This is a genomic window from Streptomyces sp. NPDC006393, from assembly GCF_040628575.1.
In the GTDB taxonomy this organism is placed as follows: Bacteria; Actinomycetota; Actinomycetes; order Streptomycetales; family Streptomycetaceae; genus Streptomyces.
Genome location: NZ_JBEXZD010000005.1, coordinates 60,152 through 79,352, shown reverse-complemented (window position 1 = coordinate 79,352; position 19,201 = coordinate 60,152). Strand labels below are relative to the sequence as shown.

Genomic DNA, 19,201 nt, shown 5'->3' with positions numbered 1-19,201 from the left:
TCAGAGACGGCCCGGCAGAGGGCTCGCTCAGCCGCGCGATACAGGCTCGATCTTGATGGGAGCCGCGGATTCGAGGTCGATGGTGTCGCCTTCTTCCTCTGCGTGAGGATCGTGAGGATGATCGACCGGCAACACGATCAACATGGTGTGGGGCCTCGGAAGCCATCCGACGTCTGCGGATGGGTCGAAGCGACCGATGTCGATGATCCGCACGAGGGTCTCGGGGATGCCCACCAGGCAGGAGTCGCCGACCTCCAGCTGTCCTGGATGCGGGTCCACCTGAAAGAGCCCGCCCCACTCACCGTCAGGCGTAGCGCGCGGAATCGCCCTGTGGCCGTTCCACCGGATCTCAGAGTCCGGATCAATCTGTGCCCACGGCCACTCGACCGAGATTTCGAACGGGGTCACATGGGCGACTCGTGCACGCGCTGACGGGCAGCTGACCAGCAAGACGTCGCCAACCTTGAACTGCTGTTCGCCGATGCTCTCGCCCATGGTGTGCTCCTCGCCTCCCCGTGACGGCGGCACGATACCGCGCGGTCGGCGCAGCGACTTTGGCCGGGAGCTGCTTCGAGGGCGTTCGAAGTACCCACGGCTGACCGCCTGGCCGGCACAAGCAGGGCGCTTGCTGACAACCGCGCCGGGGGTCGGATTTCCGAGACTGGTCGGGGCTCGGATTTCCGAGAGCGTCGACACCGCTCCCGCGTAACCGCTCCGCGTTCCGCGGTGTGGTGGGCGAGCGCTCCATCGGCGTCGGTCTGCAAGGGAGCGCCCCTCGATCGTGTGCAACTGGCGCTGGTAGTCGCCCCGGGGCCTTTCGGTCCCGCCCGCGGCCCCGAGAATCCGGGGCGGTGCCCGTGCGGAGGAATCGACGCCCCTTGATGCCGAGGGTTGAGCTACTTCGTCGCCTCGCCACCGCCTGCGTGGTGGCGTTGGCACCACCCCTGGGTCCGGTCCCTGGCACCCGTGCGTCCGCTTCCCGGGTGCGGGCAGACTGGGGTCTCTGCGGCCCGGACGGCTGGATCAACAGCCTCCACGAGGAGACAGGGACAGGAGCACCATGACCACCAGTGCGCGCATCGGCGAGGTCGCGCGGGATCGCTGGCTCCCCTGGATCGCGGAGCGGGTCCGCGCGGCGGCGCGCTGCGCTTCCGTCTGCCTGCTCGCGGCGCCCACGCTGGCGGCCGGCCTGTTGGCCGTGCTCGGCCTCGCCTTGGCCCGTTCCGGGGTTTCGGACAGCGCCGTCGACGCCGTCATCCTGCCCGCCCGCGCCACGGCCCGGATGAGGCGAGGTCTCGTCAAGGAGTGGACGGGCGAGGAGGTCGACAGCCCGTACGATCCGCAGCGGCGCCCCGCCGAGGACCCGGCGACCCGCCGCGACGCGGTGTGGCTGCTGCTGGAGCCGGCCGTCGGGCCAGTGCTCGCGCTCTCCTCGCTCGTCCCGGTCGGTGAGGGCCTGTACGGTCTCTACCTGGCGATCACCAACGGGACGATGTTCCGGAACGGATACATCGACTGGTACCCGTTCGTCACCGTCCACAAAGGCCACACGGGCCCCCTGACCCTCATGGCGCTCGCCGCGGCCGCGCTCGTCCTGTTCGGCCTGTGGTGCGCGCTCAAGGTCATCACCTGGCACGGCCGTTGGACGGCGATGCTGCTCGCGCCGACCGAGGCGGCGCGGCTGGCGCTGCTGACCGGCCGGGTGCGGCACCTGACGGAGTCCCGAGCCGACGCGATCGACGCGCAGGCCGCCGAGCTGAGCCGCATCGAACGCGACCTGCACGACGGGGCGCAGGCCCGTCTCGCCGCGATGGGCATGACCCTCGGCGCGGCCGCCCAGCTCCTGGACAAGCACCCGGAGGAAGCGCGGGCGATGCTGCTGGAGGCGCGGGACGCCTCCGCGCGCGCCCTCGCCGAGCTACGCGGCCTGGTACGCGGCATACGGCCGCCGGTACTCGCCGATCGCGGCCTGGCCGACGCGGTGCGTGCCCTCGCCCTGGACTGCGCGCTGCCCGTCGAGGTCAACGCCGCCCTGCCGGGGCGGCTGGACGCTCCGGTCGAGTCGGCCGCGTACTTCGCCGCGGCCGAGGCCCTCGCGAACGCCGCGAAACACTCGGGTGCCTCGCGGGTATGGGTGGAGATGCGGCATGAGAACGGGCGGCTGTGCATGAGCGTTCAGGACGACGGCTCAGGTGGCGCCGACCCGGCCAAGGGCGGCGGCCTGCGCGGCATCGAGAGACGGCTGGCCGCGTTCGACGGTGTCCTCGCGGTGAGCAGCCCGCCGGGCGGGCCGACGCTGCTCGGCATGGAGATCCCGTGCGGGTAGTACTGGGCGAGGACCTGTTCCTGCTGCGCGACGGGCTGACGCGGTTGCTCCGGGCATACGGCTTCGAGATCGTCGCATCGGTCGACAACGGCCCCGATCTGGTCGCCGCGCTGCTCGAACACCGGCCGGACGTTGCGGTGGTCGACGTGCGGATGCCGCCGACGTTCACCGACGAGGGACTGCAGGCCGCGCTGCGGGCCCGGCGGGAGGCACCGGGGCTTCCGGTGCTCGTCCTCTCCCAGTACGTCGAGCAACTGTATGCGCGCGAGCTGCTGGCGGACGGGACGGGCGCGGTCGGATATCTGCTGAAGGACAAGGTGTTCGACTCCGATCAGTTCGTGGACGCGCTGTGTCGGGTGGCCGGGGGCGGGACCGTCATGGACCCGGAGGTGATCGCCAAACTGCTGGCGGGCACGGCGCAGGCGGGGCCGCTCGCGGGGCTGACGCCGCGGGAGCGGGAGGTGCTGGCGCTGATGGCGGAGGGACGGTCGAACCAGGCGATCGCACAGCGGCTGGTGGTGACGGAGCGGGCCGTCAACAAGCACGTGTCGAATATCTTCGTGAAGCTCGATCTGCCGGTCTCGGACAGCGACAACCGGCGAGTGCTGGCGGTTTTGGCGTATCTGAACGGTTGACGGGTGCGGGTCTTCGCGGTGCCGGGGTCGGCTCCGGCCCCGCTCCCTTCTCTTCCCTTCCCTTCCCTTCTCTTCCCTCGGCGGCGTAGCCGCTGACCGATCGCAGCTTCGGGGAACGCTCCGGGAGCCCTTGGAGAGGCGGTCATTCACCGCGGGGCACGCGGTTGTTGCCGGGTGCCCGGTTCGCTGTTCCCACTCGCGCCCGCGCGGTGATGAAGCGCATCGGATGCAGCACTGTTCCGCTGGCCACAAGCCGAATCCGACCGCCGGGGGTGGTGCTGCCACCACCCGTGAATCGGGGCCCTGTCCCTCCTGCCCCCACCGAGCGGGTCCGGAAGGCTTGGCGGTGAAGGCGCGGCGCTGATCCGGGCGTCGCAACGAACCCCCGGGGGAAAGCATGCGCGCAGCCGTTCGGCTGGAAGGACTGACCAAGAGTCATGGAGTCGGCGACGGCGCGGTGACCGCGTTGCGCGGCGTGCACGCCGTGTTCCCGGAAGGCAGTTTCACCGCGATCATGGGGCCGTCCGGCTCCGGCAAGTCGACGCTGTTGCACTGCGCGGCCGGTCTCGACCGTGCCGGCTCCGGCAGGGTCGTCATCGACGGTGTCGACATCTCCGGTCTCGACGAGACCCGACTGACCGAGATGCGACGCAAGTCGACCGGTTTTGTCTTCCAGTCCTTCAATCTGCTGCCATCGCTGACCGCGGAGCAGAATGTCGCGCTGCCGCTGCGGCTGGCCGGGCAGCATCCGGACCGCGCTGCGGTGCGCGCCGCCCTGGCCCGGGTCGGCCTCGTCGACAAAGCCGGCACCCGGCCCGGTCGGCTGTCCGGCGGTCAGCAGCAACGCGTGGCCATCGCCCGCGCTCTGGTGACCCGGCCCGCGGTGCTGTTCGCCGACGAGCCCACCGGCGCGCTCGACCTGGCCACCGGTCGGGAGCTGCTGAGCACGCTGCGCCGTCTGTGCGATGCCCCCGTCGACGACGAGCATCCCGAGCCGCCCGGTACCACCACCATCATCATGGTCACCCACGACCCGAACGTGGCCGCCTACGCCGACCGTGTGCTCTTCCTCGCCGACGGCCTGCTGGTGGGCGAGCTGCCCCGGCCGACCGCCGACGCGGTCGCCGCGCGCGTGACCGACCTGACCGCGGTGGCGGATCGGACGGGGACGGGAGCGGCCAGGTGATCTGCATCGCCGCTCAGACGCTCCGCGGCCGCTGGGTGTCATTCCTCGGCAGCCTGGTCGCCCTGGTCCTCGGCGTGGCCCAGCTGGCCGCGCTCGGTGTGCTGCTGATCGCAGCGCTCGATCCGCCGCAGCGGCCCGCTCAGCGGTTCGCGTACGCCCCTGCCGTCGTCGTCCCCCAGGACCCCGGCTGGAACCCCTCCCACCACGACCTGGGCACCCGCTCCCCCGCCGAGGCCGCGGGTCTCCAACCGGCGCTGCTGGCCAAGCTCCGCGACACCGGCCCCGTGGTCGTCGACCGGTCCTTCTACGCCCAGACCACGGATGGCCCGAGCGACGGCCTCGGCCACCCGTGGTCCGTCGCCCGGCTCGGCGGCTATCGCCTGACGCACGGTCATGCCCCGGAATCCGCAGGGCAGATCGCCGTCCCCGAGGGCACCGCACGACTCGGCCGGGCCGTCACCGTCCACACCGTCGCGGGGCCCGCCCGCTACACCGTCACCGGCCTGGTCACGGACGTCCCCTACGAGCATGCCGTCTTCTTCACCGACGCCGAGGCCGCTCGGCTGTGTCCCCGGATCAACGCGGCCGCGGTGCTCGGTCCGGTGGACCGAGCGCGTCACGCCGTCTCCGGCGCTCGCGCGGCCGTCCTCACCGGGGCCGACCGGCACAATGCGGACCCGAGCCGGGACCGCGAGCAGCGCGCCCTGGACGACACCGTCACCCTCGTGCCGGTCATGGCCGCGGTCGCCGGCATCACCGCGGTCTTCGTGGTGGCCTCGACGTTCGCGTTCGCCGTCGTGCAGCGCCGCCGCGAGTTGTCGCTGCTGCGCGCCGTCGGCGCCACACCGCGACAGGTGCGGCGCATGGTGCGCGGCGAGGCCCTGCTCGTCGGCGTCACCGGCGGGGCCTTCGGCACGGTCCTCGGCATGGTCTGCGCACAGGCCGTCACCGCCCTCCTCATCTTCCTGGGGGTGACGCCGAGTTGGTTCCACGTCGGGTTCTCCCCGCACTGGACGGTGCTTGCGCCGCTGGTCGGGGCGTTCCTGACCGGGGTGACCGTCTCGGTGAGCGGGTCCGCGGTCGCAGCACGCCGCGCCGGTGACATCCGGCCCATCGACGCGCTGCGCGAGGCCGCCGCCGACGACACCGGCCGGGGCTCCGGGCGGCGGCTGTCCGGCCTGACCGGGCTGGTCGCCGGCACCGGGTGGGCGGTGTGGATCGCCGCGGTCGATCCGGCCACCGTCCTCTCCCCCACCACCTACGTGATCTCACTGACCATCCCGGTGGTGGCCGCCGCCGTACTCGCCCCGTTCGCCGTCGGCCCCCTCACCCGGGCGCTGATGCGGCCGTGGCGCAACTCGTCCGGGCCGACCGCGATGCTGGTGCGTGAGGGTGCGGTCACCGCACTGCGCCGCACCGCCGCCACAGCAGCGCCGATCGCCCTCACCGTCGGCCTCGCCTTCTCCCTGCCGGCCGCCACCGACTCCATCGGCGCGGCCCGGGGTGGGCTCGCTCAGAACCAGGTGGCCGCGCCGTACGCGCTCACCGGCGACGGCACGCCCGGCGTCAGTCCCGCCGTCGCGGAGAAGGTGGCGCGCATCCCCGGCGTGCGCGTGGCCACGCCGCTGCGCACGACCTTCTTCACCAAGAACGACTGCGGGTCGTACTGCGGAGGCGGTATGGACGTCAACGACGCGGTCGTCCTCCAGCCGTCCGCGCTGCGCGACGTGTTCAGCCTCCGGATCACGGCCGGCTCCTTGGCCCGCCTGGACGACTCGGCCATGGTCGTAGCCGACTCCTGGCACTGGGACGTCGGCTCCCGCGTCACCGTCCATCTGCCGGACGGCACCAGGGCCGCGCTGCGCGTAGCCGCCACGTACCACGCGGTGCGCGGCGGCGACGTCGCCTACCTGCCCGAGCTGTTCGCTGCCGGCGCCGCCTACGCCCGCGACGGGCTCCTCGACGCCGCCTACGTCTCCTTCGCCGCGGGCACCGACCGGGAGCAGGCGGTCGCGGCGATCGGCGAGGCCCTGCGCGGAAGCGGTACGAAACTGGTGACACGACACCAACTGATGTCGTCCGAGAGCACCTACTCACTCCGTCTGATCAAGGTGCGACAGCAGTCCACCGCCGTCATCATCCTGCTGTTCTGCTTCGTCGCCGTTCTCAACACCCTGCTGATGGCCACCGCCGACCGGCGCCGCGACGTCGCCGCGCTGCGCACCGCGGGGGCGACGCCCCGGCAGGTGCTGCGCTACTTCGTCGCCGACGCGTTGCTCGCAGTCGCCCTCGGTCTGGTGCTGGCGCTCGCTGCGACGGCGGTGAACCTCGGCGCCCTGTGGGTGGCGCTGCTGCGCGTGTTCGGCGTCGGGCCGATGCGCGCCCCGCTCGGTGTCGTCGCCGCCATCGCCGCGATCGCCGGACTGCTCGCCCTGATCGGTACCGTGCTGCCGGTCCGCGCCGCGCTGCGGGCGCGCACCCTGCACCTCGTCACGGCCCGCGAATAGCCGCGGTCGCGCTGCGTCCACCCGCGCCGGCGTGCGGTGCAGGGAGCGGTACGGGCCTCGTGCAGCCGCCCAGTCCGGTAGGCGGGCCTGGGCGGCAGCGGGCCTGACGGTGCCGGACCGGGACCGCGGTGCGGCTGCGGGTCGGGCACGCCTCTGGCGGTGACCGAGACCGGCCTGGCCCTCCTGCGGGATGCGCGGCGGCGCGCGGAGCTTTTGCCGGCCGCTGGACCGGATCCCCGAGGCCTCACACCCTATCGGGGGTGGTGAGGGGTCATCCCGGATGCTCTGCTGTTCCACCGGTGCGGCCGTGAGGGCGGCGAGGGAGCGACGCTGCGGGCGCCTTCGCCGATGCTCGTGCCGAAGCGAGGGCCAGGCAGAGCAGGGCGAGCCAGCGTGTGCCGCGCACCCTTGCCCGCGGGTGTCTCCCCGTTGCCGGCACGGTACCTCGTCGGCGCGCCCTCCTCACCGCACTGCTACTCCGGGACGGGGGCCGGGGCCCGCCTGAGCGCCGCCTGGTACTCCGTGTCGAAGATGGCCACGAACTCCCGTTCGCGAGCGGTCTGGGCCTCCACCAGCCAGCCCTGCCTCATGCGGGCCCAGACACGGACGTTCGACTCGACCCGGAAGGTGTTGGCCGCGATCCGGGGCAGCGAACCCCACGGGATCGCGCCGGTGTCCGCACCCAGCCACATGTAGTGCAGGACCATCCGGGTATAGGTGTGCTTCTGCCACTCCTCGCCCGTCAGTTCCCCCTTCTCCCCCCACGCGTCCCGGTAAATGGGGTTGTCAAGGGCCATGAGCAGCAGGTCCTTCTGGAAGCCGCGCACGGTCTGCCACTGCTCGACGCGGGCCTGGCGCGACTGGATGACCAGGGACACGGCGACGCCCGCCACCGCGAGAGCGGAGAGGATGGCCGCCACCGCGGCATAGGTCTGCCCTATGTCACTGAGGTCGTTCCAGTCTCCTCCCATCGGCGGTGCCAACCGCTGCAGGAGGTAGGGCGACAGGGCCACGACCGCGAGCACCGACACGGACGCGACCAGCAGCACCACGGGAGTCCGGGCGAAGAACCGCCTGAGTTTCCACCGCTTCAACGCTCCACATTCCGTCAGATTCTCGCTGGACAACCGGACTTGCCATGTAATCAACCACGTCGGACTTTGGGTAGAGCGCACGGTTCCGTGTCGCGGCCGGGGCGCGCAACTGGCGCGCTGCGCCTCCCGTGCCGTCCGGGGAGCCGCGCCTGTCCGGGTGTTGCGACGTTGATCAGAACCCAAGGGGGTGCCGGCGGGGCGCCGCTGCGGCTGTGGCCGTGCGGTCAGAAGCTGCCACGGAGCCGTTGATCTCTCTCGCATACAAGGCGCGGCATCCGATGGGGCGTTACGGCGTGTCCGGACACCCTGTGCAGCCTGCGCACAGCGCGGTGGCGAACGTCTCCGGGAGGTCTTGGGCGCACTGGCCCCGGGCGGCGGGTCGCGGGGGTTGAATGGCAATCATGATGCGTAGAAGCACGTCATCCCCCGCCGTCGCCGTCGCCGTTGTCGTCGCTTGTGTGTTCGCCGTTCTCACGTCGTGTTCCTCGGGTTCTTCGGACGGGTCCCCTGCCGAGGGCCGGCCCAGCAGGTCCGGATCCAGGCCGGTGTCCGATCCCACGGGGACGACCACGCCGTCGCCCTCGCCGACCGGGCCTTGTGCTGACGGGACGTGCGAGATCAAGGTCGCCGTGGGCGACGTCGTGACGGTTCCGGAGACGTACGGCCTGGGGCCGATCAAGGTGACGGCGATCGCCGGCGGAAAGGTGGACATGACCGCCCGGCTGACAGGGTCGGGTTACAGCATTTCGGGCTGTTCCGGTGGCGGCGGCGTGTCGTCGGAGGGCGAAGGCGGGGTCGGGTTCAGCTGCGGCGAAGGGCCCGCTGCGACCATCAACGACGCCATGAGCCTGAAGGTCGTCGACATCCTGCATGCGGCCGCCGTCCTCCGCATCGAACCCGCCGGGTGACGTACGGCCCGGCGCTTCGGAAGGGGCCGCTCACGGGCATTGCCTGTCGGCAAGAGCCTGGGGAGAGCTCGTCGGCTACGCCAGGATGGTGCATCACCGAGCAGGCCGCCATGCGCGACGTCACCGCCGCCGCCCACCCCGAACGCACCGCCCAGCGGCCAGGCAGCCCGCCTTGTTCAGCCCTGGAGGGTGGCGAGCCAGTCGGTCAGCAGGCGGTTGACCTCGTCGGGGCGCTCCTGCTGGATCCAGTGGCCGCAGCAGTCCAGGAGGTGGGAGGCCGACAGGCCGGGGAGGGTGGCGGGGAAGGCGTCGATGGCGTCGGACATCCAGGTGGTGGAGGCATCCAGGGCGCCGCCGATGAACAGGGAGGGCTGCTTGATCGGGGCTCCGCGGTGCGGGGCGAGGTCTTCCCAGTCCCGGTCCATGTTGCGGTAGCGGTTGAGTGCGCCGGTGATCCCTGTGCGCTCGAACTCTCCGGCGTAGACGTCGAGGTCGTCCTCGGTCAGCCAGGCCGGGAGGACCCCCGTGGGGAAGCGGTCGCGCAGCCGGCCGCCGCGGGCAACGAAGTGCGGGTCGGGCTCGCACCGGGCAGGCATGGTGTCGGCGGACAGGGCCGCGTAGAAGCCCGCGAGCCAGCCCCGGACGTCGGGCTCGATCTCCGCCTCGGCACGGCCGGGCTCCTGGAAGTAGGAGACGTAGAACTCCTGCTCGGGGCCGCCGATCCGGCCGAAGATGTCGGTGGGGCGGGGGCCGCCGGGCGGCGCGTAGGGGACGCTCAGCAGGCCGACGGCGCGGAAGACCTCGGGGTGGAGCAGGGCGGAGGCGGCGACGATGTTGGAGCCCCAGTCGTGGCCGACGACCACCGCGTTCTCCTCGCCGAGGGCGCGCACGACGGCGACGTTGTCCTCCACCAGGTGAAGCATCCGGTAGGCGTCGGTCGCCTCCGGCTTGGAGGAGCGGCCGTAACCGCGTACGTCGATCGCCACCGCCCGGTGGCCGGCCGCGGCGAGGGCCGGGAGCTGGCGGCGCCAGGAGTACCAGGACTCGGGGAAGCCGTGCACGAGCAGGACCAGTGGGCCGGTGCCCTGTTCGACCAGGTGCAGGCGCCCGGCCGGGGCCTCGACGGTACGGTGGCGGAACTCGGCGGTCGGCTCGGGCTGCATGGATCTCTCCTCGGTTCACGGCGGACGCGGCAGCCCATCGATCATGCGGTGCGGCACCCACCCGACGCGAACAGCCTTGCCAGTCTGGCAAACTCGCGGGACAGAGCGGTGGAGCGGCACGCCAAGAAGGAACGGGAAAGGTGGCAGTCGACGACGTGGACGGAACACTGGCCGCGATCGGGCCCCGGTTGCGGGCCGCGCGCGAGCAGCACGGAGCGACGCTCGCCGGTGTCAGCTGCTCGACCGGCATCTCGGCCAGCACGCTGTCCCGGATCGAGACCGGCCGGCGCAAGCCCACGCTGGAGGTGCTGCTGCGGCTGTCGAAGGAGTACGGCGTCTGTCTGGACGAGCTGGCCGGCACGGCACCCGCCCCCGCGGCCGAGCCGCGCGCCATGGCGCCCCTGAGCTTCGGCGACGACAAGGCGGTGCTGCCGTTGACCCGGTACGTCGGCGGCCTGCACGCCCACAAGCACGTCCTGCCCGCCCTCGAGGACCCGCCCGCGCGGCCGCGTCAGGCCTCCCACGACGGCTACGAGTGGCTGTGCGTCCTGTACGGGCGGCTGTGGCTCGCACTCGGCGACCACGACCTCGTCCTGACCGCCGGGGACGTCGCCGAGTTCGACACCCGCACCCCGCACGGCGTGGCGAACACCAGCCCCGGCGGTCCGGTCGAGTACCTGGTCATGTTCGGACCGCAGGGCGAGCGCCTACGGCCGCGCACCCCTTAAGCCGTTGGCCGCGGGAGCCGCCGGCCGCATCGTGCCCAGGCCGGCCGAGAAGAACAGCCGTAGTGCCGCTCGCCCTCGCCGCAGCTGTCCGGGCCCCGCGGCGCGGCGCCGGCGCAACCTGGGGCGTCGGCTCCGTCGTCAACTGCGGCTTGACAGAGGCGGGATCGCGGGCACCTCGATCGCGTTCTCGATGTCGGCCTCCGTCAGCTTGAACGCCTCGGGGTAGGTGTCGCGGCGGGTGCGGCGGGCGGGTTCGATGGTGCGCCAGGTGTAGAGGCAACGGCTGCACTGCAGCACGTCCCACACACCGGGGACCGGGGACGCGGCGAGCTGGGTGATCGTGCCGAAAGCGCAACGGGGGCACTCACGGTGGTCGTCGTTCACGGGATTTGTCCTTTCAGGGAGGAGGGCAGGAGTGACCGGCGTCAGTGGCGGTCGGCGATGAGGCGCTGCAGGCGGGCCGCCCATTCGGCGGTCTCGGGCAGGTCCTTGGCCGGGGTGGAGAAGTTGCCGCGGACGTCCGGGGCGACCGGCGTCGTCGCATCGATGATCATCTTGCTGGTGATGCCGGCGGGCTGCGCGGCGGGCGCGAGTTCGACGACCGACAGGTTGGGGATCACGACGACGTCGTCCTTCGGATTGACCTTCGCGGACATGGCCCACATGACCTGCGGCAGGTTGAAGGGGTCGACGTCCTCGTCGACGACGATCACCTGCGCCACGTAGCCGAGCCCGTGCGGCGTCGTCATGGCGCGCATGCCGACGGCCTTGGCGAAGCCGCCGTACCGCTTGGCCGTGGAGATGATGACCATCAGGCCGTGGGTGTACATGGCGTTGACGGCCTGCACCTCGGGGAACTCGGCGCGAAGCTGCTTGAGCAATGGCACGCACGTGTTGGGCCCGACGAGGTAGTCGCACTCGGTCCACGGCATGCCGAGGTAGAGGGACTCGAAGACCGGGTTCGTGCGGTACGAGACGCGTTCGACGCGGATGACGGGCATACGGCGGCCGCCGGAGTAGTGTCCGGTGAACTCGCCGAAGGGCCCCTCGATCTGCCGCTTGCGGGACTCGATGACGCCCTCGATGACGACCTCGCTCCCCCAGGGCACGTCGAAGCCGGTGAGCGGCGCGGTGGCGATCGGTGCGGGCGCGCCCCGCAGGGCGCCGGCCATCTCGTACTCGCTCTGGTCGTACGCCATCGGCATGCCGGCCACGATCGCCATCACCGGGTCGTTGCCGAGGGTGATGGCGATGGGCAGGTCCTCGCCCCTCTCCTCGGCCTTGCGCAGGTGCTGGGCGACGTCGTGCATCGGGACGGGCTGGAAGGCGAGCCGGTCCCGGCCGATGACCTGGATCCGGTAGGTGCCGACGTTCTGCTTCCCGAAGTCGTTCGGGTCCTCGGGGTCGCGGGAGACGACGGCGGCCTTGTCGAGATAGAAGCCACCATCTCCGTCATTGAGCCGGAACAGCGGCAGCACGGAGAACAGATCGATGCCCTCACCCTCCTGGGTGTTCTCGCGCCAGGGCGCGTCCTCGCGGCGCTCGGGCGCGACGGGGAACGCGTCCCAACGGCGGGCGAACTCCTCGACCTGCTCCTTGACCGGGGTGTTCCGCGGCAGTCCGAGGGCGAGCGCGTGGTTGGCCCAGGAGCCGTGGACGTTGAGGGCTATGCGGGCGTTGGTGAAGCCCTTGACGTTGTCGAAGTAGAGGGCGGGGGCGTTCTCGCCGATGCGGCCCGTCGCGTTGGCGGCGGCCGCGAGATCCGGCTCTGGCAGCACCTCGTCGGTGATGCGCAGCAGCTGCCCCTCCTTCTCCAACGCGTCCAGGAAACCGCGCAGATCGTCGTAGGCCATGGTGAACTCCTTTGTGTGTTGCAGATTTCAGGCGGCGTCAGCCGACGATCGGGAGGCGCTGCGCGCCGCGCGCATCCCGGCCCAGCGCTCGGCGGCGGGCGCGGGCAGGTCGAACTGGTCGAGGATGCGGGCCGTGATGTGGTCGACGATGTCGTCGACGGTCCGCGGATTGTTGTAGAAGGCGGGCATGGGCGGCACGACGTGCACACCCATGCGGGCGAGTTCGAGCATGTTCTGGAGGTGGATCTCGCTCAGCGGTGTCTCGCGCGGAACGAGGACGAGCTTGCGGCGCTCCTTCAGGACGACGTCGGCGGCGCGGGCCACGAGCCCCTCGGCGTAGCCGGTCCTGATCCCGGCGAGGGTCTTCATGGAACACGGCACGATCACCATGCCGTCGGTGCGGAAGGAGCCGGAGGAGATGGTGGCGCCCTGGTCCTCGGGATGGTGCGTGACATCGGCGAGCGCGGACACGTCGGTCACGGACAGGCCGGTCTCCAGCTCGATGGTGGTGCGCGCCCACCGGGACAGCACCAGATGTGTCTCCACATCCGGCAGCTGTCGCAAATGCTCCAGAAGCCGGATACCGAAGGGGGCTCCCGTCGCCCCGGTCATTCCCACGACCAACCGCACAAGACCACTCCTCACACGTCGCTGACCTGCGTTTCCACGCTAGGAGGCGGTTCTGGGCGGGCGGCGGTACCCTCGGGACTCACGATGGGGAAAAACGGACAGTCTGAGGTCAGGGAGCTGGCGTACACCCCGACCGTGGGCGCCGCGGCCGGGGTCGAGGTGATGGAGCTCGCCGATCTCTACGAACGCTCGCACCGCCATGGCAACGACCCGTACGCGCCACTGCGGCCCGCCTTCCACCAGCTGATCGGCGCCCGCTCGCGACCGCTGCGGATGTGGGTGGACTTCGTCGAGCACGAGCTGCGGCCCGGGTCGTGGCTGTGGATCCGGCCGGGCCAGGTGCAGCGGTTCGGCCCCGACCTGGTGGTGGCGGACGGGGTGGTGGTGCTGTTCCAGCCGGGCTTCCTGCCGTCGGCCGCGGTGTCGGCGGCGCACATGGACCCGCCGTACGAGCAGTGTCCGATGACGCCGGACAGCGCGGCGGCGGAGGGGCTGCGGCGGGCTCTCGACCACCTCTCGTACGAGTACGCGGCGATGGCCTCGCTTCCCCTCCAGGCACACACCGAGGTGCTGCGCGCGCTGCTGTCCGTCCTCGTGGTGCGGCTCGCACAGGCGCGCGGCCCGGCGCCCCGGCCGGCCCCCGTGTCAGCGACCTTTAGCCGCTTCCACGCGGCCGTGGAGCGGGACCATGCGGTGACCCGACGCGTGGAGGACTACGCGGCGGCGCTCGGCTACAGCCCGCGCACGCTGACTCGTGCGACGCTCGCCGCGACGGGACGTACGGCCAAGCAGTACGTCGACGACCGGGTGCTGCTCGAGGCGAAGCGGCTGCTGTGGCACAGCGGACTCGCCGCGAAGGAGGTCGCGGACCGGCTCGGGTTCACCGACGCCAGCGACTTCACGAAGTTCTTCCGACTGCGGACGGGCGTGACACCGGGCGCTTTCCGCGAGGACCCGTCGCCGCGTCATCAGAGCGGGCACCACACGCCCACCTGACGCTCCTCGCTCCGCCGTCGGCGCCCGGGGACTGCCGCAGGACGGGTCGGCGCATGGCCTGCCCTCGGCCGGAGGCCTCAGCACCCGGCTCGGGCCGCTGGGCCAGGGTCCGTCTTCGAACGGCTCCTGCCCAGGTCCGCGACGCCCGCACCGACCGGGCCGACCACGCTGCCGGCCCGATCAGGTCTCCGTTCGAGGGTGACGTGGTGTGCCGGCCACGCCGGCCAGGTGCGACCCTCGAAGTGGTCCGGGCCCAGGCCGTGTTGCTGCTTCAGCGACGTGACGGCCGCATCACGCTCAACGGCGCGTACCCGCGGGCTCCGGCTCGGCGTCGACGGCCGGGATCGTCGCGGTGCGGTGACCGGTGCGCCCCACCGGCACCAGCAGCGCCGCCGACGCCGCGCCCAGGCACAGCAGGGCCAGCAGGGCGAAGCCGTGGGTGTAACCGGAGGCGTACGGCAGGCCGGAGGGCTGGAGGTGACCGGTGACCAGCAGACTGGTCACCGAAGTGCCGAGGGAACCACCGATGGTGCGGATGTTGGCGTTCATGCCGGTCGCGGCGCCGGTCTGGTCCGCCGGGACACTGCCGACGATGAGGTTTGCCATCGAGGCGAAGGCCAGGCCGATACCGAAGCCGAACACGCCGGCGACGAGGGCCACCTGCCACTGCTGGTCGTGCCAGGCGGCGAGGAAACCGCAGGCCACTGCTCCGAGTCCGGCGCCGGCCACCAGCAGGGCCTTGGCACCGAGGACCGGCTGCAGGCGGCCGCTGAGCACACCCGAGAGGAACATCGCGACCAGCATCGGCAGCATGAGCAGCCCGGCGGCCGTGACGCTCGCACCGAAGCCGTATCCGGCCCGGCCGGGGGTCTGCACGAAGCCGGGCAGGAAGGACCAGATGGCGTACATACCGGCGCCGAACAGCAGCGCGGCCGTGTTGGTGGTCCACACCGCGGGCAGCCGCATCACGCGCAGGTCGATCAGCGGCGTGGCGGAGTGGGCCTCGGCGTACACCCACAGGACGAACAGGATGACCGCGGCAGCGAGCAGGCCGGTCACGCGAGCCGAGGTCCACCCCCATGTGCCGGCCTGGCTGACGGGCAGCAACAGGGCCACCAGCCATGCCGACAGCAGCCCGGCGCCGAGCCAACTGACGCCTCCCTCGGCCCTGTTGCGGGACTCGGGAATGCAGCGCAGCGCGATCAGCGCGGTGACGGCGACGACGCCGACCGGGATCCAGAACAGCCATCGGTAGTCGAGCGCGGACACGATGGGTCCGGCCGCCACCATGCCGACGCCGCCTCCGGCGGCGATCACGGCGGACAGGTTGCCGATGCTGCCGGGCACCTCGGCGGGCGCGAACTCGTCCCGGATGATGCCGAAGGACAGCGGGAACAGCGCACCACCGACGCCCTGGACGACACGGGCGACGATCAGCACGCCGATATTCGGCGCGAGCGCGCCGAGGAGACAGCCGGCGAGCACCGCCAGCAGGACGGCGACGAGCGTGCGCTTCTTCCCGACCAGATCGCCGACCCGGCCGAGGATGGGAGTGAAGACCGAGGCGGACAGCAGATACGCCGTCATCACCCAGGTCGCGGTGGACTGCGAGGTGTGCAGCGCATGCTGGACGGTCGGCAGGGCCGGCGCTATCAGCGACTGCAGCATGGAGAACACGCCCGCACCGGTCGCGAGCACGGCGAAGGTGAGGCGGGTGGACTTGCGGGGCATGAAGAGCCTCTCCGAACGGGATGCGACCGGTCTGTGCCGCCTCGGTCGCACGGATGGTGCGCATCGGGCACGCCGACGAGGACGGGGAGCGGTCGCGGAAAGTGTCGGGCGGCCGGGCGATGCGCGCGGCGCAGGCCCGTGCCGGAGGTCGTGCAGGAGTGCTGTCGCGTCGCTCGTGCGCACGGCCGCGTGCACCAGTGGCGCGACAGCACCTCCACGCTTGCTAAAGTGGAGGCACACCTCCACTGTAGCGGAGGCTCACCTCCGGTTCAACCGACCCGTCCCGGGAGACAGCCATGACGCCCCAGCCGTTCCCCGTCAGCGACATCGTGGCGTCCCGGCGGCCGCACCGGAAGGACGCCGCCCGCAACTACGACGCCCTCCTGGCCGCCGCACGCGAGGCCTTCGCCGAGCACGGCGCGGAAGCCTCACTGGAGGACATCGCCCGGCGCGCGGGCGTCGGCATCGGCACGCTCTACCGCAACTTCCCCACCCGCCGCGACCTGTTCGAGTGCGTCTACGCGGACGAGGTGAACGAGCTGTGCCGGGTCGCCGACGAGGCAGCCGGCCTTGAGCCATGGGAGGCGCTCAACACCTGGCTGAACCGCTTCGCGGGCTACATGGTCACCAAACGGGCCGTCCGTGAGGCCCTCAACGACGACTCGGAGGTCTTCCAGGCCTGCCGGGAGTCGATGTACGCGGCGGGCGGCCCGCTGTTCGAGCGGGCCCAGCAGGCCGGCGCGGCGCGCAGGGACATGACCTTCGTGGACCTGCTGCGGATGGTCGCCGGGATCACCGCGACGGCCTTCGACGACGAGGCCCAGCGGGAGCGGGTGCTGTCCATCGCACTGGACGGAGTACGCGCGGCGCACTGATCACCCGGTCGCTCCCTCCACACCCCCAGGCGCCGGCCAGTCCGACGGTCACGCCTGGGTTGCGACGTGTCGTGGGGCGGCGTCGAGGGGGCCCGCGCGGCCCATTCGACGTCTATCGTCCGGACATGGACACCAGTGCGTCACCCCGCGTCCTCGTCATCGGGCTTGACCCGTATCGTGTGCCCGGGCCGTGGGACCCCGAACCGGCAGCCGAGGCGATCCGGGCGGGACTGGCCAAGTTCGCCGAACACGACGTGGGCGTCGAGACGTGCCTCATCGGCCTCGATGGAAGTGATGATGTGGACGCGGTCGTCGGGAGTGCGCTGCGAGCCCATCCGTGGGAGTGCGTCACCGTCGGCGGTGGCCTGCGGCACTCGGGCGATCATGTTGAACTGCTCGAGCGGGTGATCAACCTGGTTCGACGGCACGCACCCGATGCGGCCATCGCGTTCAACAGCACCCCAGCCACTACCTACGAAGCCGCCGCCCGTTGGATCGAGTGACGACAGCCGAGCGCGCGACGTGAGCGACACCTCCTGACGTGCCCTCGGACTCGGCGGGTCAGCGCGCTCGAAGCCGACGCCACCGCCTTCGCGCGGCGAAAACCGTGTTCCGGGGCCCGGCACGATCCCCTACCCTGACGCCTCGGCTCGATCCGGGAACACAAGGGGGCAGGGAACACCGCCATGATCGAGGCACTCGTGCCGGAGGATCCGACGGACGTCGCGGGGTACGTGCTGCACGGCAGGCTCGGCGAGGGCGGAATTGTTCACGAGGGTGGCCGCCGGGTCGACCCCTGTGACGGGGTTGCCCTCCGCGACCTGGCCGTGTCCGGCGGCCGCCCGGACCGGGCGCCAGACCCGCGGCCGGGACAGGACGCCGACGACGGGCGATCCGGTGGGAGCCGGCGCTGTAAGCATTCGACATCACCTTCGGCGGAACAGCTCTCGGCCGCCCGCCGCTGGAAACCCGACGAAGGAGTTGCACCGCCGGCTGGACACACCCGGTCCCGGCGTGGCCGTCCGGTCAGCCGTCGAGCGCGGCGGAAGGCGCGTCCCCGTTCTGAGCCTGTCGGGCCCGCTCGGCGAGCACCGTGGCCAGGTCCCGGACTCCGTCCTCGTCGATGCCGCCCTTCTTCGAGGAAGCCGCCTCGGTCCACAGCAGCGTCGTGCCGACCCGGGTCTGGGTCACGGCGCCGGGCTCGCCGCCGAAGCCGGAGGAACCGAATCGAGCGTCGCGCTCGTCACCGATCGGGCCGATCCCGAACGTCTTGGCCCTCTGTCCCGCCCTCTTGCCGTAGTAGCCGTCCCAGAGCACGTCGTACGCCTCCCGGGCGGCCTGTTCACTGTCGTAGGCGATGATCAGAAAGGTGACGGTGGCGGCAGTGTCGTCGTGCCGGAAGGTCGAGGCGCCGTAGAAGCGGGAGTTCTCGCAGCCCGCGTTGCCTTTGATGGGGCAGGCCTGCGAACGGTAGAGCTTGTCCATCTCGACGGCCGTCGGCTGAGCGGACTCCTTCCAGCCCGTCATGGCTTCGCCATCGGGCAACGTCTGCCGTACCTGTTCCTTCGTGAGCGCCACCGCCTTGCCGTTCCCGCTGTCGCTCTCCGCACCACCGCCACAGCCGGCCAGCAGCAGTGCCGCCGCGATCGCCACGGACCACCGGTAGTTCCTCATGGTCATGCCACCACCCCTCGAGCGGTGATCCTACGCGGACCGTCTTCGCACCGAAGGCGCCGCCCACGAACCGAGACCGTCAGCCGCCGTCGCGAGTGATCTGTGGGTCGATGCCGGTTAAAGGGTCCTGGCAACGGCGTTGGACGTGGCGGTGGGTGATCAAGCAGACGGTGCATGCCAGTCTCCGTGATCGTCGCGGCGCCGCCGGTAGTGGGCCATCGCGCCGGGCGCGGCACGAAGGGCCGGCGTATGCCTTCAGGCCGGGGGCGATGTCATCCGGGTCGGGCCGCACTGATCAGTGGCCCCGAGAACCGAGGCCCGCGAGCCCGCCTTCATCCACCTGGTCCGACTGCACGATGATCGAGGGCACACCGCACCGCATCAGGACAGACGAGGCACGGGCAGTGCTCACCGGTCCAGACATCGAGCCGTGCCCGTTCCGCCGACCGGGCACCGGGCTGGGGATCCTGGAATGAGCGGTGCACACGAGGGCTGCAGCTCTACAGGCTGTTTGCGAGTGGCAATACCGGGCAAATGGGATTTACCAGAGAACCCGAACAGATCACCTAACACGGCAGGAGGCGCGTCTGCCATGTCGGCTGGTGAGAAGGCCAAGGCCAAGGCCGAGCAGGTCAAGGGAAAGCTCAAGAGGGCCATGGGACGAACCGCTGTCGATGAACCGATGGTCGTAGAGGGCCAGGCGGAAAAGTCCAAGGGTGACGCACGCCAGGCCAAGGAGAAGATCAAGGACATGTTCAGGCGCTGACCTCTGGTCGCCCCTCATGAGTGCTGGCCTTCACCCCCGGCCAAGGGGTGAAGGCCCTTCCTGTGCGGGGTGCGCGCGTCGGGTGCGGCGGGCAGCGTCCCTGCCCGTGGAGCCCGGCAAGCTCACATC

At 71.3% G+C, this 19,201-nt stretch carries 19 protein-coding genes; 11 read left to right on the top strand and 8 right to left on the bottom strand.

Going from position 1 to position 19,201, the window contains the following annotated elements:
* Positions 1-27 precede the first annotated feature (27 nt).
* On the bottom strand, positions 28-495 hold the full coding sequence (locus tag ABZ484_RS04120) for a hypothetical protein (protein WP_358864340.1): 468 nt from the start codon (positions 493-495) through the stop codon (positions 28-30).
* A 565-nt stretch (positions 496-1,060) separates the two neighbouring features.
* Between ABZ484_RS04120 and ABZ484_RS04115 the strand changes: the two genes are divergently transcribed.
* The 4 genes from ABZ484_RS04115 (at position 1,061) to ABZ484_RS04100 (ending at position 6,654) form a co-directional block, all read left to right on the top strand.
* Positions 1,061-2,326 (top strand): histidine kinase, encoded by a 1,266-nt coding sequence (locus ABZ484_RS04115; RefSeq protein WP_358864339.1) that lies wholly within the window; start codon positions 1,061-1,063, stop codon positions 2,324-2,326.
* Positions 2,317-2,961 carry a response regulator transcription factor gene (locus tag ABZ484_RS04110; RefSeq protein WP_358864338.1) on the top strand — a complete coding sequence of 215 codons (645 nt, stop codon included), beginning with the start codon at positions 2,317-2,319 and terminating at the stop codon, positions 2,959-2,961. The genes ABZ484_RS04115 and ABZ484_RS04110 overlap by 10 nt, the downstream gene beginning before the upstream one ends.
* Positions 2,962-3,358: 397 nt before the next feature.
* Positions 3,359-4,147 carry an ABC transporter ATP-binding protein gene (locus tag ABZ484_RS04105; RefSeq protein ID WP_358864337.1) on the top strand — a complete coding sequence of 263 codons (789 nt, stop codon included), beginning with the start codon at positions 3,359-3,361 and terminating at the stop codon, positions 4,145-4,147.
* Positions 4,144-6,654: an FtsX-like permease family protein gene (locus ABZ484_RS04100; RefSeq protein ID WP_358864336.1), complete on the top strand. Its 2,511-nt coding sequence runs from the start codon at positions 4,144-4,146 to the stop codon at positions 6,652-6,654. Before ABZ484_RS04105 ends, ABZ484_RS04100 begins: the two co-directional genes overlap by 4 nt.
* Before the next feature lie 473 nt (positions 6,655-7,127).
* Here ABZ484_RS04100 and ABZ484_RS04095 read toward each other — a convergent pair whose 3' ends face one another.
* Complete coding sequence (locus ABZ484_RS04095) at positions 7,128-7,748, bottom strand: DUF6082 family protein (protein WP_358864335.1); 621 nt, start codon at positions 7,746-7,748, stop codon at positions 7,128-7,130.
* A gap of 629 nt (positions 7,749-8,377) precedes the next feature.
* Here ABZ484_RS04095 and ABZ484_RS04090 point away from each other — a divergent pair.
* The gene (locus tag ABZ484_RS04090; RefSeq protein WP_358864334.1) at positions 8,378-8,656 is read left to right on the top strand and encodes a hypothetical protein; all 279 of its coding nucleotides are present in this window, start codon (positions 8,378-8,380) and stop codon (positions 8,654-8,656) included.
* A 176-nt stretch (positions 8,657-8,832) separates the two neighbouring features.
* Here ABZ484_RS04090 and ABZ484_RS04085 read toward each other — a convergent pair whose 3' ends face one another.
* Positions 8,833-9,819 (bottom strand): alpha/beta hydrolase, encoded by a 987-nt coding sequence (locus ABZ484_RS04085; RefSeq protein ID WP_358864333.1) that lies wholly within the window; start codon positions 9,817-9,819, stop codon positions 8,833-8,835.
* Between the two features lie 140 nt (positions 9,820-9,959).
* On the opposite strand from ABZ484_RS04085, the gene ABZ484_RS04080 reads away from it, so the two are divergent.
* Entirely contained in the window at positions 9,960-10,547 is a 588-nt protein-coding gene (locus tag ABZ484_RS04080) for a helix-turn-helix transcriptional regulator (RefSeq protein WP_358864332.1), read from the top strand.
* Between the two features lie 138 nt (positions 10,548-10,685).
* Here the strand turns inward: ABZ484_RS04080 and ABZ484_RS04075 are convergent, their stop codons facing one another.
* From ABZ484_RS04075 to ABZ484_RS04065, 3 genes are read right to left on the bottom strand one after another with little or no spacing between them, the layout of a single operon-like run.
* Positions 10,686-10,931, bottom strand: a complete 246-nt coding sequence (locus ABZ484_RS04075; RefSeq protein WP_358864331.1) for a non-oxidative hydroxyarylic acid decarboxylases subunit D — start codon at positions 10,929-10,931, stop codon at positions 10,686-10,688.
* A gap of 41 nt (positions 10,932-10,972) precedes the next feature.
* Positions 10,973-12,400, bottom strand: coding sequence for a non-oxidative vanillic acid decarboxylases subunit C (vdcC, locus tag ABZ484_RS04070; protein ID WP_358864330.1), 1,428 nt, complete (start codon positions 12,398-12,400; stop codon positions 10,973-10,975).
* A 27-nt stretch (positions 12,401-12,427) separates the two neighbouring features.
* A complete protein-coding gene (locus tag ABZ484_RS04065; protein WP_358864329.1) occupies positions 12,428-13,030 on the bottom strand; it encodes a non-oxidative hydroxyarylic acid decarboxylases subunit B in 603 nt (200 codons plus the stop codon).
* Between the two features lie 84 nt (positions 13,031-13,114).
* Here ABZ484_RS04065 and ABZ484_RS04060 point away from each other — a divergent pair, with 84 nt between their 5' ends.
* Complete coding sequence (locus ABZ484_RS04060; RefSeq protein WP_358864328.1) at positions 13,115-14,026, top strand: helix-turn-helix transcriptional regulator; 912 nt, start codon at positions 13,115-13,117, stop codon at positions 14,024-14,026.
* 297 nt (positions 14,027-14,323) lie between these two features.
* On the opposite strand, the gene ABZ484_RS04055 is transcribed toward ABZ484_RS04060, so the two are convergent.
* Complete coding sequence (locus tag ABZ484_RS04055) at positions 14,324-15,757, bottom strand: MFS transporter (protein WP_358864327.1); 1,434 nt, start codon at positions 15,755-15,757, stop codon at positions 14,324-14,326.
* Between the two features lie 296 nt (positions 15,758-16,053).
* Between ABZ484_RS04055 and ABZ484_RS04050 the strand changes: the two genes are divergently transcribed.
* The gene (locus tag ABZ484_RS04050; RefSeq protein WP_358864326.1) at positions 16,054-16,632 is read left to right on the top strand and encodes a helix-turn-helix domain-containing protein; all 579 of its coding nucleotides are present in this window, start codon (positions 16,054-16,056) and stop codon (positions 16,630-16,632) included.
* A 125-nt stretch (positions 16,633-16,757) separates the two neighbouring features.
* A complete protein-coding gene (locus ABZ484_RS04045; protein ID WP_358864325.1) occupies positions 16,758-17,135 on the top strand; it encodes a hypothetical protein in 378 nt (125 codons plus the stop codon).
* A 523-nt stretch (positions 17,136-17,658) separates the two neighbouring features.
* Here the strand turns inward: ABZ484_RS04045 and ABZ484_RS04040 are convergent.
* On the bottom strand, positions 17,659-18,312 hold the full coding sequence (locus ABZ484_RS04040) for a hypothetical protein (RefSeq protein WP_358864324.1): 654 nt from the start codon (positions 18,310-18,312) through the stop codon (positions 17,659-17,661).
* A gap of 104 nt (positions 18,313-18,416) precedes the next feature.
* Here ABZ484_RS04040 and ABZ484_RS04035 point away from each other — a divergent pair, with 104 nt between their 5' ends.
* Positions 18,417-18,782, top strand: a complete 366-nt coding sequence (locus ABZ484_RS04035; protein ID WP_358864323.1) for a DUF6233 domain-containing protein — start codon at positions 18,417-18,419, stop codon at positions 18,780-18,782.
* Between the two features lie 116 nt (positions 18,783-18,898).
* Positions 18,899-19,072 (top strand): CsbD family protein, encoded by a 174-nt coding sequence (locus ABZ484_RS04030; RefSeq protein ID WP_358864322.1) that lies wholly within the window; start codon positions 18,899-18,901, stop codon positions 19,070-19,072.
* The last annotated feature ends 129 nt before the right edge of the window (positions 19,073-19,201 follow it).

What these genes read in the sequence shown, in the direction of transcription:
- vdcC (WP_358864330.1), bottom strand. Translation starts at nt 12,400, where the DNA reads ATGGCCTACGACGATCTGCGCGGTTTCCTGGACGCGTTGGAGAAGGAG.
- ABZ484_RS04050 (WP_358864326.1), top strand. Translation starts at nt 16,054, where the DNA reads ATGACGCCCCAGCCGTTCCCCGTCAGCGACATCGTGGCGTCCCGGCGG.
- ABZ484_RS04120 (WP_358864340.1), bottom strand. Translation starts at nt 495, where the DNA reads ATGGGCGAGAGCATCGGCGAACAGCAGTTCAAGGTTGGCGACGTCTTG.
- ABZ484_RS04040 (WP_358864324.1), bottom strand. Translation starts at nt 18,312, where the DNA reads ATGACCATGAGGAACTACCGGTGGTCCGTGGCGATCGCGGCGGCACTG.
- ABZ484_RS04035 (WP_358864323.1), top strand. Translation starts at nt 18,417, where the DNA reads ATGCCGGTTAAAGGGTCCTGGCAACGGCGTTGGACGTGGCGGTGGGTG.
- ABZ484_RS04030 (WP_358864322.1), top strand. Translation starts at nt 18,899, where the DNA reads ATGTCGGCTGGTGAGAAGGCCAAGGCCAAGGCCGAGCAGGTCAAGGGA.
- ABZ484_RS04105 (WP_358864337.1), top strand. Translation starts at nt 3,359, where the DNA reads ATGCGCGCAGCCGTTCGGCTGGAAGGACTGACCAAGAGTCATGGAGTC.
- ABZ484_RS04115 (WP_358864339.1), top strand. Translation starts at nt 1,061, where the DNA reads ATGACCACCAGTGCGCGCATCGGCGAGGTCGCGCGGGATCGCTGGCTC.
- ABZ484_RS04045 (WP_358864325.1), top strand. Translation starts at nt 16,758, where the DNA reads ATGGACACCAGTGCGTCACCCCGCGTCCTCGTCATCGGGCTTGACCCG.
- ABZ484_RS04055 (WP_358864327.1), bottom strand. Translation starts at nt 15,757, where the DNA reads ATGCCCCGCAAGTCCACCCGCCTCACCTTCGCCGTGCTCGCGACCGGT.
- ABZ484_RS04085 (WP_358864333.1), bottom strand. Translation starts at nt 9,819, where the DNA reads ATGCAGCCCGAGCCGACCGCCGAGTTCCGCCACCGTACCGTCGAGGCC.
- ABZ484_RS04060 (WP_358864328.1), top strand. Translation starts at nt 13,115, where the DNA reads ATGGGGAAAAACGGACAGTCTGAGGTCAGGGAGCTGGCGTACACCCCG.